Source organism: Anaerocolumna jejuensis DSM 15929, assembly GCF_900142215.1.
Taxonomy (GTDB): Bacteria; Bacillota; Clostridia; order Lachnospirales; family Lachnospiraceae; genus Anaerocolumna; species Anaerocolumna jejuensis.
The window spans coordinates 14,719-27,420 of sequence record NZ_FRAC01000024.1; the positions used below are offsets into that span (position 1 = coordinate 14,719).

Here is a 12,702-nt window from a genome sequence, read left to right on the forward strand (position 1 = left end):
GCGCAGGGAGGGCAAACATTTTTCAACTATGTATTCAGGAATATCAGATCATAGATTTGATACGAAAGGAGTTAACATGAAAGATTATATCGTAAGGGCAACAGCAGCAGATAATCAGATACGTGCATTTGCGGCAACGACCAGAAATCTGGTGGAGCATGCAAGAAGTGTGCATAATACAAGTCCCGTAGCAACAGCAGCACTTGGAAGGCTCCTGACGGCGGGAGCAATGATGGGAAGTATGATGAAGGGAACGGATGATTTACTCACCCTGCAGATAAAAAGTGACGGACCCATAGGAGGAATTACGGTAACTGCCGATTCCAAGGCAAATGTAAAAGGATATGTGTATCATCCCGAGGTCATGCTTCCTCCCAGCCCCAAAGGAAAATTAGATGTGGGCGGCGCATTAAGGCCCGGTATACTAAGCGTCATAAAGGATATGGGCTTAAAGGAGCCTTATGTGGGACAGACAGAGCTGGTATCCGGTGAGATTGCAGAGGACATCACTTACTATTATGCAGTTTCCGAGCAGGTCCCCTCCTCTGTAGCCTTAGGGGTATTAATGAATAAGGAAAATACCGTAAGGCAGGCAGGGGGATTTATTATCCAGCTTATGCCCTTTGCAGAGGAAGAAGTAATACGGAAGCTGGAGGAGAAGATTGCAGGCCTTCCTTCCATCACTTCTCTTTTAGAGGCGGAAAATACACCGGAGAGCATTCTGACAACAATTCTCGGGGATATGGGCCTTTCCATACTTGATACCATGGATACAAGCTTTTACTGCAATTGTACCAAGGAAAGAGTGGAAAAAGCCATCGTAAGTATCGGGAAAAAGGAAATCCAGGAAATGATTGATGAGAAGGAGACCATTGAGGTTAACTGCCATTTCTGTAATTCCAAATATCATTTTGACGTGGAAGACCTGAAAGAAATTATAAAAAGAAGCAAGTAACAGGGAATAATAACAGGAAATTATACATTCATTGAAAGAGCCGGGTGCAGGGAAAAGTACCTGGCTTTTTCCGTATAAAAGAACATCAGCATATTCATTGCTATTTTACGAAAACTATAGTAAAATAAATTTGAGACATAAATTACCTTTTCTGGAATCGGCATAAAACCTTATAATTATTCCAGTGGAATAAAAGAATATTTGCGAAATGTTTCGTAAAATGAAAAAGGAGTGTAAATATGAAATACGGTTATTTCGATGAAGAACAGAAAGAATATGTAATCACCCGGCCTGATACACCGGCACCCTGGGCGAATTATCTGGGCTCTCCGGATTATGGAGCCATTATCTCTAACAATGCGGGAGGCTACAGCTTTGTAAAGAGCGGAGCCAACGGAAGGATTTTAAGGTATCATTTTAACAGTGATGATACACCTGGAAGGTATCTTTACATAAGGGACGATGCCAGCGGCGATTATTGGTCCGCTTCCTGGCAGCCGGTAGGGAAAGACCTTGCGGTTTATAAGAATGAATGCCGACACGGTACTGCCTATACCAAAATAACAGCAGAGTATCAGGGAATAACCAGTGAGGCACTTTATTATGTACCTCTTAATAAAACCTATGAGGTATGGAGGCTTAGGCTTCAGAATACTTCTCAGACAGAGAGAAAGCTTTCTGCCTTTGGCTATGCGGAATTTACCAATGACAGCAATTACGAGCAGGACCAGATAAATCTCCAGTATACCTTATTTATTACAAAAACTTATTTTAAGAACAATAAGATACTTCAGACCATAAACCAGAACGAGCTAAAGGATAAAGAGGGGTCCAATGGCAAAGAGCGTTTCTTCGGATGTGTGGGTACTGAGGTGACTTCCTATAACGGCGATAAGACAGCATTCCTTGGGTCTTACCGTACCTATGGCAATCCTATTGCTGTAGAAAAAGGGCACTGCGACAATGTACTGAATTATAATTCCAACAGCTGCGGTGCCCTGCACTCAAGTTTCACCCTTCAACCCGGTGAGACGAAGGAAATCGTATATATTCTGGGCAGATACAATGACAAGGACTCCGATGAGATATTAAAGGCTTATGAAGACCCTGGTGTCACAGAGAAGGAAATACAGGAATTAAAGGACTACTGGCATGGAAAGCTGAACAATTTTCAGGTCAATACCCCCAGCAGTGAATTTAACAGTATGATAAATACCTGGAATGCTTACCAGTGCTTTATCACCTTTATCTGGTCAAGAGCTGCCTCCTTTATATATTGCGGACAGAGAAACGGCTATGGCTACCGTGATACGGTTCAGGATATCCAGGGAATTATCCATCTTGATCCGGCTATGGCGAAGGAAAGAATCCGTTTCATGCTTTCCGCCCAGGTGGATAACGGCGGCGGCCTGCCTTTGGTAAAATATGACCACAATGCAGGGAATGAGGACACTCCTGACGATTACTCCTATGTTCAGGCTACCGGACATCCCGCTTACCGCGCAGATGACGCCCTTTGGCTCTTCCCCACTATTTTAAAGTATATCGGGGAATCGGGAGATACCGGCTTTTTAAAGGAAGTGATTCCCTATGCCAACAAGGAAGAGGATACAGTGTACGGACATTTAAAACGTGCCATCCGTTTTTCCATGGAAAGACAGGGTGACCATAAGATGCCCGCCGGCCTTCATGCTGACTGGAATGACTGCTTAAGGCTTGGAAAGAAAGGGGAATCGACCTTTGTTGCCTTTCAGCTCTACTATGCCATGAGCATTATCAAAGATTTTGCAAAGGATCAAAAGGACAGCGAATATATCGAATATATCAATAAGGTACAGGGCGAGCTTTTCGACACTATTCAGAGCCTGTGCTGGGAAGACGACAGATATATAAGAGGCATCAAAGAGGACGGCCAGGTAATTGGCTCTAAAAAGGATGCGGAGGCCAGCATGTGGCTGAATCCCCAGTCCTGGGCTGTTATCAGCGGACTTGCAGACAGGGAGCAGGGAGAGGCGGCACTGGAATCTGTGCACAGGGAATTAAATACTCCTTACGGTGTAAGATTAATGGCACCTTCCTTTGTAGACCATGCTTTCCCCGGCGCCCTTGCCATTCTGTTCAACCCCTCTACAAAGGAAAATGGCGGCATCTTTTCACAGCCCCAGGGCTGGATTATTCTGGCGGAAAGCCTGATGGGCCATGGAAACAGAGCCTTTGAATACTTTAAGGGAAGCTCCCCGGCCATGCAGAATGACCATGCTGAGATTAGGGTATTGGAGCCGTATGTACACGGGCAGTTTACGGAAAGCACAGACAGCCCTTTTGAAGGCCGTTCCCATGTACACTGGCTGACAGGTACTGCTTCCACTGTTATGGTGGGTTGCGTGGAAGGAATACTGGGAATGAGGCCGGACCTGTACGGGCTTCGTATAGCTCCCTCCATTCCCTCTGACTGGAAGGAAATTACCATTAAAAAGGTATTCCGAGGCAAGAGCCTGAATATTCGTGTAGAGAATAAGGATGGTGCCGAAGGCGGATATAAGGAAATGTATTTAAATGGAGTAAGACAGGAAGACAATTATATTGTGGAAAACAGCTTGAAAGAAGAGAATGAAATACTTTTAGTCATGTAAAACATAAAAGACGGCGTTGACTGGCAGTCAGCGCCGTAAATTTATAAAAAGTATGACGATTAGGAGAAGAAGTCCGTTGCTACAGAACGGAAATTGTATCCTGTTCCCCGTTTTCGGCAGCGAAATGGTATGGCAAAAGTCTACGCCTGTCTGTTACGCTTTAGCCGCCCTGGGGCTTTGTATCCTATCCCAGGTCTGATAAATCTTTCTTTGACAATAATTCCAGACGGTAACGCTCAAGCTCCCGTGCAATCTCATCATCAGGTTGTTCTTTATATAGTTCTATCATTTTACCAATGATAAATTCCTTATTTTCATTATTTAATCTGTCAAAATAGCGTATGATTTTCCGATGCTCACCGGTAAGCGGAATTGCCTGATAATTAGGAGACTCATTCAGGTTACCTTGTACAGCGGTTTCCGAAAATTTCTGGACTTTGCTGAGGCCTAAAAGAAAATCAGTGGAAACATTGAAATATTTTGCCAGGGACAGCAGAGTATCCACCGTTGGAAGCTTCTTGCCGCTTTCATAATATGCGATGGTACTTTGAGTAAGATTTAATTTACTTGCTAAATCCTTCTGGGTTAAGCCTTTATGTTCTCTCAATTCTTTTAATCTCACATCAAACAATTCACCACCACCTCCTGACTTCGATATTATATAATACTATCTGTCATAATTGTGCGATTTATGACCAATATAAATTATAGTATTGACAAATATGCCTTATGGTCATATAATGAAAACGTAGCCAAAACAAAAAGAACGAAACAATTGTAGGAGTTTTTCGTTCGGAGGTTTTGGCAGGCATTGTGCCTATCCAATAAAATACAAGTAGTTTTTTGAATCCATTCCCCTCAAATCAGTTCATTGTATTTGGATTTTATCGGAAGTACATGCGGGTAAATGCTACACATTTACACAAAAGGTCTGCAAGTCTGTTAATACCGGCTTGCAGATCTTTTTTTCACCATTGGGATTGCCGGTATAATGAAATTATCTGGTGAATGGAAGGTTAGACTAATAAGTAATAGTCTGTAAAACTTTTCATTTATTAGCAGTTCTTATGATGATGATTAGTATAAAAATGCTTTGCTGCGGCCACAAATTGTGAATTATCTATTGCGAATCTGATTTAGTAGGATATAATAAGAGAGTAAGAGTAGAGGAAAGCTTGAGACGCAGTAACAACACTTTGTGAAAAGAACACAGATAGGAGCCGTATATGGAAAAATTAGAGATGCTTTATGAAGGTAAAGCTAAGAAGGTTTTTAAAACAGCGCAGGAAGATGTTTATATTGTTGATTATAAAGACGATGCAACGGCATTCAATGGCTTAAAAAAAGGAACCATAGTCGGAAAAGGTGTTATCAATAACCGTATGTCCAATCATCTGTTTCAGTTACTCGAAAAAGAAGGTGTTCCTACTCACTTTATTGAAGAATTAAGTGACAGGGAGACTGTTGTTAAAAAAGTTGAAATTGTACCCTTAGAAGTTATTGTGCGTAATGTATCCGCAGGCAGCTTTGCCAAGAAGTTAGGAATGGAAGAGGGCATTAAGCTGCTGGCACCTACTCTGGAATTCAGCTATAAGAATGATGATTTGGGCGATCCTATGATTAATGATTACTATGCAATTGCCCTGGGCCTTGCTACCAGAGAAGAAATTGAGAAGATTACGAAGATGACCTTTAAGGTTAATGAAGTTCTGTGCAAGTATTTCGAAGAATGCGGCATTGAGCTGATAGATTTTAAGATTGAGTTCGGAAGGTCCAAAGGGGAGGTTATCCTGGCAGATGAGATTTCACCGGATACCTGCAGGCTTTGGGACAGTAAAACCCATGAAAAACTGGATAAGGACCGTTTCCGGAGAGATATGGGCGGTGTAGAAGATGCTTATAAGGAAGTATTAAAGAGAATCGGCCTGGCTTAAGAGGTATGCCAAGGGGCTGCTGCAAACATAGTAAAAAGTACATCACGTACTGGATTTTGCAGCAGCCCTTCTTTCGTAAGAAGTGACAGAAGCTTCCAAAGTCATGAAACGATTGCAGAAAGGATTATGGATGGATAAGAGCACACAAATTGATACCTGGATTTCAGATGAAATACATGAAGAATGCGGAGTTTTCGGAATCTACGATTTTGATGGCAATGACATTGCCTCTTCCATTTATTACGGCTTATTTGCCCTGCAGCACAGAGGACAGGAAAGCTGCGGTATTGCAGTCAGTGATACCAGCGGACCCAAGGGCAGCGTTAAGTCCTATAAAGGAATGGGTTTGGTAAATGAGGTATTTACACCTGGGAGTTTAGATGATTTAAAGGGTAATATCGGTGTGGGGCATGTACGTTATTCGACGGCAGGAGCCAGTAACAGAGAGAATACCCAGCCCCTGGTATTAAATTATGTCAAGGGAACTCTGGCACTTGCCCATAACGGAAATCTTGTCAATGCACCGGAATTAAAGGATAAATTAGCCTATACGGGAGCTATTTTCCAGACAACCATAGACTCAGAAGTAATAGCTTATCTCATAGCCAGAGAGAGGCTTCAGACCAGGAGCGTTGAGGAAGCAGTTAAGAATGCCATGCTAAAATTAAAGGGAGCTTATTCTCTTGTTATCATGAGCCCCAGAAAATTAATCGGAGCCAGGGACCCCTTTGGTTTCAGGCCTCTTTGCATCGGAAAGAGAGGAAACTCCTACGTACTGGCTTCCGAAAGTGCGGCACTGGATACGGTGGGAGCAGATTTTGTAAGGGATGTGGAACCGGGGGAAGTCGTTATGATTAACCAGGAGGGCATTCATTCCGATATGTCCATGACACAGCCAAAGAAAGCCAAATGTATCTTTGAATATATTTATTTTGCAAGACCGGACAGCTGCCTGGACAATGTCAGTGTGTATAACTCCAGAATTATGGCAGGAAGGATACTGGCACAGACCTATCCGGTGGAAGCCGATCTTGTGGTTGGTGTGCCGGATTCCGGCAATGCGGCAGCCTACGGGTATTCACTGGAATCGGGAATCCAGCTTGCCACGGCTTTTGTAAAAAACAGCTATGTGGGCAGAACCTTTATAAAGCCCAAGCAGTCCATGAGGGAGTCCAGCGTTAAGATCAAGCTGAACGTATTAAAGGATGTGGTAAAGGACAAACGGGTTATCATGATTGATGATTCCATCGTCAGAGGTACTACCAGCGAGCGTATCGTAAGAATGCTTAAGAACGCAGGAGCCAGGGAAGTTCATGTAAGGATAAGCTCTCCGCCCTTTTTATACCCCTGTTATTTCGGCACGGATGTACCCTCCGATGACCAGTTGATCGCCCACAATAATACGGTGGAAAAAATCAAAGAAATGATTGGTGCAGACTCCTTGGGATATTTAGGTGTGGACAGGCTCAGTGAATTAATTGAAGGAGATAAGGGCTTTTGCGATGCCTGCTTTACCGGAAATTACCCCATTGAACCGCCGAAAGAAGATATCAGGGGAGAATACGACAGATAAAGAAAAAGAAATTCAGACTTGCTTTTCTGTTAAATATTAAGGATAATAAAATAGAGAAAAGAACCAGGAGAGTGCAGGAAGGATGTAAAATATCCTGCAGTCCCTATGTTTTGGAAATGAAGAAGATATATATTAAGAACAAAAAAGTAAAAATAAGAACTATAAAATTAGGTGTGAACTAAAAACTAAGGTGAAAATTGCAAGACGAAGAAAAATTACAGGAGGTTGCAATGAGCAATGACAAATATGTAAGCCCTATGTCCGAGAGATACGCAAGCAAAAAGATGCAGTATATTTTTTCTCCCGATATGAAGTTTAAAACCTGGAGAAAGCTTTGGATCGCTCTGGCAGAAGCGGAGATGGAACTGGGACTTCCGGTTACGAAGGAGCAGATAGAAGAGCTTAAGAAATATCAGGACGACATCAATTATGATGTGGCAAAGGAAAGAGAAGCATTGGTACGCCATGATGTAATGTCCCACGTATATGCTTACGGAGTGCAATGCCCGGGAGCAAAGGGAATCATTCATCTTGGAGCGACCTCCTGCTATGTGGGGGATAATACCGATATTATTGTAATGACGGAAGCTTTAAAAGAAATCCGTACAAAGCTTTTGAATGTTATGGATAAGCTTAAGGATTTTGCCTGTGAATACAGGGAGCTGCCGACCCTTGCTTTTACCCACTTCCAGCCGGCACAGCCCACTACTGTCGGAAAAAGGGCCTCTCTCTGGCTGATGGAGTTAAAATTAGACTTTGATGACCTGGAATATCTGATCGGTTCCATGAGGCTGCTGGGCTCCAAGGGAACTACGGGAACCCAGGCAAGCTTTTTAGAGCTGTTTGAAGGAAATCATGCAAAGGTAAAAGAACTGGATAAGAAAATAGCAGAGAAGATGGGATATGAGGACTGCTATCCCGTATCCGGACAGACCTACTCCAGAAAGGTGGATACCAGAGTATTAAATGTACTTGCGGGAATCGCTGCCAGCGCACATAAATTCTCCAATGACATCAGGCTGCTGCAGCATCTAAAGGAGATAGAAGAGCCCTTTGAAAAGAACCAGATTGGTTCCTCTGCCATGGCCTATAAGAGAAACCCCATGCGCAGCGAGCGTATTGCATCCCTTGCCAATTATGTGATTTGTGATGCCCTGAATCCTGCCATTACCTCCTCCACCCAGTGGTTTGAAAGAACCCTTGATGACTCCGCCAATAAGCGCATCAGTGTGCCGGAAGCCTTCCTGGCAGTTGACGGAATTCTGGACCTGTATCTTAACATTGTGGACGGTTTGGTAGTGTACCCCAAGGTAATTGAAAAGCATTTGATGGCAGAACTTCCTTTTATGGCAACAGAAAATATTATGATGGATGCGGTGAAGGCAGGAGGGGACAGGCAGGAGCTTCATGAGAAAATCCGCACCCTGTCCATGGAAGCCGGCAGAAATGTAAAGGAAAAGGGGTTAGAAAACAATCTCTTGGAATTAATTGCAGCAGACCCTTCCTTTAACCTTTCTCTGGAAGAATTAAAGCAGACCATGGACCCGAAGAAGTATGTCGGACGTTCGGCGGAGCAGGTGGAGGAGTTTATAACAGAGGTTATTAACCCTATTTTGGACGAATATAAGGTGTGCCTTGGTATTACAGCAGATATAAAGGTCTGATTAATGTATCTGTCTACAGTAAACTACTGATATTAGAATTTATATAGAAATATTCAAAAAATGAGAACGTTATCTGCAAAATTGCAGGAGCGTTCTTTTTTTATATAGTTATGGGGTAAGAAAAGATGAAGCAGAGGCTTTCTAACTGTTGAATTTACCGGGAAGTGAAGGGAGATTATGAAACAGCTGCTATAAGGTTCCAAGAAGAATTTCTAATTTAATATATCATATTTGGGAAACTTTAATATATAATAAAGAAACATGACTTTCACAGATAATGTATATTTTTCTTCCATTGAAATCAAATTACTATCTAACATAAAATTCTCAATGATTTGCCTGTCTATTTCAATACAATTTGCTATTGTGTCAGTATTCATTTCATAAATTTGAGTTAATACTTCAATTATTGCCTTTAATCTACTATCATCATCTATTTTCATTCCTAACGAAAGGATAGAAATAAAATCTGTTATAAAATGTATTTCATCCGGTGAAATTGACTCTATATGTTCCTTTTCAGAAATATAATCTTCAAACCATTGCTTCTCTATTCTGGTAACCTTACTTAATGTATTTATTGTAATCTTTCCATTCTCCACTAATGTTTTTAAATCATGCTGTATAATTTTATTGGGTATTTTCGGTATTTCTTTCATACTCATTCTTTACCCTCCTATTAAAAATTTAATTAAATAATTGTAAACTCTTATTTTCACTCCCTTCTTAAAATTATACTTTAGACCATTATATGGAAATTTGCAACAGCTTTATGTAAATTTATTACTAATTATGTTGCGATTTACACTTACAGTAATAATTCAAGTATATAAATGCAAAAATTATTGGTAAGGAGCTTGTTTACTTTTATCAGAGTGATACAAAAGCATGGATTTACACGAAAAAATGAGCTGACAGGAAGAATAAAACGCGATTAGAGAGAAAAACGGCGAATGCTGCTTTCGCACAAAATAACCTTGCATTTCGTGCCTGCACAACTTACAATAAAGATGTATGCAGCAAAGAACATTTGGAAATTATAGTATAGTAAGTGAAAGGAAAGGAGCAGGAATATGGACTTTAAACATGAAACAAACCGTATTTATCTGGAAGACGCAGCGGGAAAGATGGTTGCAGAGGTGACATTCCCTGATGTGAATGAGAATTCAGTGGAGATTAACCATACCTTTGTAGATGATTCCCTTAGAGGGCAGGGCGTTGCAGGGAAGCTTATGGAAGAGCTGGTAAAGAGACTTCGTACTGAGGGTAAGACTGCAGTACTTACCTGTTCCTATGCAATCAGCTGGTTTGAGAAGAATAAAGGGAATGAAGATCTGATTAGCAGATAGGAAAGTTGATAGTTGCAGCTGATTTGTGGAAAGCCGGTCTTTAAAGACCAGACCTTTTAAGTAAGAAATGAGGATGGGATGAACATACAAATTTTCGGGAAATCCAAATGTTTTGATACAAGAAAAGCAGAAAGGTATTTCAAGGAAAGACGGATCAAGTATCAGATGATTGATTTAAGAAAACATGGCATGAGTCTTGGCGAGTATAAAAGTGTAAAGACAGCCGTAGGCAGTATGCAGGAGCTGATAGATGAGCATTCCAAAGAATATGAAGATAATTATGTGAAATATCTGTCAGAGGAACAGGACAGGGAAGAAAAGCTATTAGAGCACCCGGGAATGTTCCAGACACCCATAGTAAGAAACGGCAGGCAGGCAACGGTGGGATATCAGCCGGATGTTTGGAAAGAGTGGGTTTAAACCATGGACATCAGCCTTGAATATTATAAGATATTTTATTATGTAGCAAAGATGGGAAGCTTTACGGCGGCTGCAGAGAAGCTTAATATATCCCAGCCGGCCGTAAGCCAGGCTGTTAAGCTTCTGGAAAGGGAGCTTGGCGGAAATTTCTTTTTGCGGACCCAAAAGGGAGTAAGAATGACACCGGAAGGAGATATGCTTTTTTCCTATATTTCCTCCGGTTATGAAACAATCCTTAAGGGAGAAGAAAATCTAAGGAAGCTGCTGGACCTGGAAAACGGTGAGATACGGATTGGTGCCAGTGATATGACACTGCAATTTTACCTGCTTCCCTATCTGGAGGAATTCCATAAAAGATATCCGGGCATCAAGGTGAGCGTAACCAATGGACCGACACCGGAGACCCTGTCTTATCTCTATGAAGGAAAGATTGATTTTGGAATTGTCAGTGAGCCTTTTATGGCAAAGCCAGAGGTTACTTCCTTAAGGGTAAAGGAAATACAGGATATTTTTGTGGCAGGAAACAGCTTTGCCCATCTGTCGGATAAAGAACTGGAGTATAAGGAGCTGGAGGAACTGCCGATTATTTGCCTGGAGGGCTTGACCAGTACCAGAACCTATGTAGATGAAATACTGAAAAACAACGGAGTAGTATTAAAGACAGAATTTGAACTGGCAACCAGTGATATGATTGTTCAATTCTCCCTGAGGAATTTGGGAGTCGGCTCTGTGGTCAGGGATTTCGCCAGGGAGTATATTGACAGGGGAGAGCTGTTTGAACTAAAGCTTAAACGGCCCCTGCCGCCAAGGCATTTCTGCATTGTGACAAGCTCAAAAAATCCGGAAGCAATGGCAGCAAAAAGCCTTCTTTCTATGATGATAAGCGAAAAGGAAATTTGATAAAAGAGGTACGAAAAAAGTATTTTAAAATTTATTAAAAAGGTATGAGATTTTTCTTTTAAATTAGCAGCTCATACATACTGTTATAATATAAGCCAGAAGGACAAGGAAAGAGAAAGGAAGAGCCGCCGGTTTAAGCCGGCGGACTTAAAATACTGCATGAAAAGAATAGCAAAGTTTGAAAAGGTAAGTAAGAGTCAATTTACAAAGGATTGGATGGAGACTTTTCCGGATATGGAAAGGGAAGAAGCAGATAAGCTTTATGAAGCAATAGAGCTTCCAAGGCGTGCAACAGTGGGCTCGGCAGGCTATGACTTTTACAGCCCCATTGATTTTTCACTGGCTCCCAGAGAAGGCATTAAGATACCTACCGGTATCCGGGTTTCAATGGAGGAGGGCTGGGTGTTAAAATGCTATCCCAGAAGCGGCCTGGGCTTTAAGTTCCGTCTGCAGATGAATAATACCGTGGGCATTATTGACAGTGACTATTATTATTCCGACAATGAAGGGCATATCTTTGCCAAGGTGACCAATGATTCCAATGAAGGAAAAACAGCAGAAGTAAAGGCTAGTTCAGGTTTTATGCAGGGTATTTTTGTAGAATATGGAATAACCTTTGATGATGACTGTGAAGAGAAACGTAACGGAGGCTTTGGAAGCACTTCGAGAGCTTAGTGCTGCCGGACAGGCTTTGAAAGCAGATGGGGAGCTGGAAGAAGAAAGGGGCAAAAGGATGGAAAAGATAAATATATTGGTAAGTGCCTGCCTGCTGGGACTTGATTGCAGATATTCCGGAACCGGCAAGTATATTGCCGAACTGGAGGAGCTAAAGGAAGAGTTCCAGTTCATACCCGTATGCCCGGAGCAGCTTGGCGGCCTTCCTACCCCCAGAAGCCCGGTAGAAATAACAGAAGGCAGAGCCGTTAATAAAGAAGGAGCCGACTGTACGGAGCAGTTTAAAAAGGGAGCGCAGGAAGCAGGCAAGCTGGCCGGATACTTTAACTGCAGGGTAGCGCTGCTAAAGGCAAACAGCCCCTCCTGCGGCTTTGGGCGTATTTATGACGGAAGCTTCAGCGGAAAGCTGATAGAGGGAAACGGTATAACGGCAGAGCTCTTGCATAAAAAGGGGCTTAGGATATATTCGGAAAAGGACCTGAAAGACTTAAAGGACCTGAAAGATGTGAAGAAATTGAAAGATGTGAAGAAACTGAAAGATTTGAAAGACCAGTAAGACTTGAAAGACCAGTAAGACTTGAAAGACCAGTAAGACTTGA

Annotated in this window: 12 protein-coding genes; 10 read left to right on the forward strand and 2 right to left on the reverse strand. The window is 42.0% G+C overall.

Going from position 1 to position 12,702, the window contains the following annotated elements:
* The first annotated feature begins 76 nt into the window (after nt 1–76).
* Together hslO and BUB77_RS20790 are read left to right on the forward strand one after the other, a co-directional pair.
* On the forward strand, nt 77–955 hold the full coding sequence (hslO, locus tag BUB77_RS20785) for an Hsp33 family molecular chaperone HslO (RefSeq protein ID WP_073278941.1): 879 nt from the start codon (nt 77–79) through the stop codon (nt 953–955).
* Nucleotides 956–1,194: 239 nt separating this feature from the next.
* Nucleotides 1,195–3,588, forward strand: coding sequence for a glycoside hydrolase family 94 protein (locus BUB77_RS20790; protein WP_073278823.1), 2,394 nt, complete (start codon nt 1,195–1,197; stop codon nt 3,586–3,588).
* A gap of 184 nt (nt 3,589–3,772) precedes the next feature.
* Here the strand turns inward: BUB77_RS20790 and BUB77_RS20795 are convergent, their stop codons facing one another.
* Complete coding sequence (locus BUB77_RS20795) at nt 3,773–4,210, reverse strand: helix-turn-helix domain-containing protein (protein WP_242962560.1); 438 nt, start codon at nt 4,208–4,210, stop codon at nt 3,773–3,775.
* A gap of 604 nt (nt 4,211–4,814) precedes the next feature.
* Between BUB77_RS20795 and purC the strand changes: the two genes are divergently transcribed.
* The 3 genes from purC to purB all read left to right on the forward strand — a co-directional run bounded on the left by purC (nt 4,815) and on the right by purB (nt 8,759).
* A complete protein-coding gene (gene purC / locus BUB77_RS20800) occupies nt 4,815–5,522 on the forward strand; it encodes a phosphoribosylaminoimidazolesuccinocarboxamide synthase (RefSeq protein ID WP_073278827.1) in 708 nt (235 codons plus the stop codon).
* Between the two features lie 130 nt (nt 5,523–5,652).
* The gene (purF, locus tag BUB77_RS20805) at nt 5,653–7,095 is read left to right on the forward strand and encodes an amidophosphoribosyltransferase (RefSeq protein WP_073278829.1); all 1,443 of its coding nucleotides are present in this window, start codon (nt 5,653–5,655) and stop codon (nt 7,093–7,095) included.
* Between the two features lie 230 nt (nt 7,096–7,325).
* Nucleotides 7,326–8,759 carry an adenylosuccinate lyase gene (gene purB, locus BUB77_RS20810; protein ID WP_073278831.1) on the forward strand — a complete coding sequence of 478 codons (1,434 nt, stop codon included), beginning with the start codon at nt 7,326–7,328 and terminating at the stop codon, nt 8,757–8,759.
* 212 nt (nt 8,760–8,971) lie between these two features.
* On the opposite strand, the gene BUB77_RS20815 is transcribed toward purB, so the two are convergent.
* Complete coding sequence (locus tag BUB77_RS20815) at nt 8,972–9,424, reverse strand: HTH domain-containing protein (RefSeq protein WP_084124539.1); 453 nt, start codon at nt 9,422–9,424, stop codon at nt 8,972–8,974.
* Between the two features lie 408 nt (nt 9,425–9,832).
* On the opposite strand from BUB77_RS20815, the gene BUB77_RS20820 reads away from it, so the two are divergent.
* The 5 genes from BUB77_RS20820 (at nt 9,833) to BUB77_RS20840 (ending at nt 12,659) form a co-directional block, all read left to right on the forward strand.
* Entirely contained in the window at nt 9,833–10,108 is a 276-nt protein-coding gene (locus tag BUB77_RS20820) for a GNAT family N-acetyltransferase (protein WP_073278833.1), read from the forward strand.
* A gap of 78 nt (nt 10,109–10,186) precedes the next feature.
* Entirely contained in the window at nt 10,187–10,528 is a 342-nt protein-coding gene (locus BUB77_RS20825; RefSeq protein WP_073278835.1) for an arsenate reductase family protein, read from the forward strand.
* A 3-nt stretch (nt 10,529–10,531) separates the two neighbouring features.
* The gene (locus BUB77_RS20830) at nt 10,532–11,428 is read left to right on the forward strand and encodes a LysR family transcriptional regulator (RefSeq protein WP_073278837.1); all 897 of its coding nucleotides are present in this window, start codon (nt 10,532–10,534) and stop codon (nt 11,426–11,428) included.
* 159 nt (nt 11,429–11,587) lie between these two features.
* Nucleotides 11,588–12,103, forward strand: a complete 516-nt coding sequence (locus BUB77_RS20835) for a dCTP deaminase/dUTPase family protein (protein WP_073278838.1) — start codon at nt 11,588–11,590, stop codon at nt 12,101–12,103.
* On the forward strand, nt 12,057–12,659 hold the full coding sequence (locus BUB77_RS20840) for a 2-thiouracil desulfurase family protein (protein WP_330392654.1): 603 nt from the start codon (nt 12,057–12,059) through the stop codon (nt 12,657–12,659). The genes BUB77_RS20835 and BUB77_RS20840 overlap by 47 nt, the downstream gene beginning before the upstream one ends.
* Nucleotides 12,660–12,702: the final 43 nt, after the last annotated feature.

Bases quoted from the DNA above. Each gene is read 5' to 3' on its own strand.
- BUB77_RS20790 (WP_073278823.1), top strand. From the start codon at position 1,195: ATGAAATACGGTTATTTCGATGAAGAACAGAAAGAATATGTAATCACC.
- purB (WP_073278831.1), top strand. From the start codon at position 7,326: ATGAGCAATGACAAATATGTAAGCCCTATGTCCGAGAGATACGCAAGC.
- BUB77_RS20825 (WP_073278835.1), top strand. From the start codon at position 10,187: ATGAACATACAAATTTTCGGGAAATCCAAATGTTTTGATACAAGAAAA.
- BUB77_RS20835 (WP_073278838.1), top strand. From the start codon at position 11,588: ATGAAAAGAATAGCAAAGTTTGAAAAGGTAAGTAAGAGTCAATTTACA.
- BUB77_RS20820 (WP_073278833.1), top strand. From the start codon at position 9,833: ATGGACTTTAAACATGAAACAAACCGTATTTATCTGGAAGACGCAGCG.
- hslO (WP_073278941.1), top strand. From the start codon at position 77: ATGAAAGATTATATCGTAAGGGCAACAGCAGCAGATAATCAGATACGT.
- BUB77_RS20830 (WP_073278837.1), top strand. From the start codon at position 10,532: ATGGACATCAGCCTTGAATATTATAAGATATTTTATTATGTAGCAAAG.
- purF (WP_073278829.1), top strand. From the start codon at position 5,653: ATGGATAAGAGCACACAAATTGATACCTGGATTTCAGATGAAATACAT.
- purC (WP_073278827.1), top strand. From the start codon at position 4,815: ATGGAAAAATTAGAGATGCTTTATGAAGGTAAAGCTAAGAAGGTTTTT.
- BUB77_RS20815 (WP_084124539.1), bottom strand. From the start codon at position 9,424: ATGAGTATGAAAGAAATACCGAAAATACCCAATAAAATTATACAGCAT.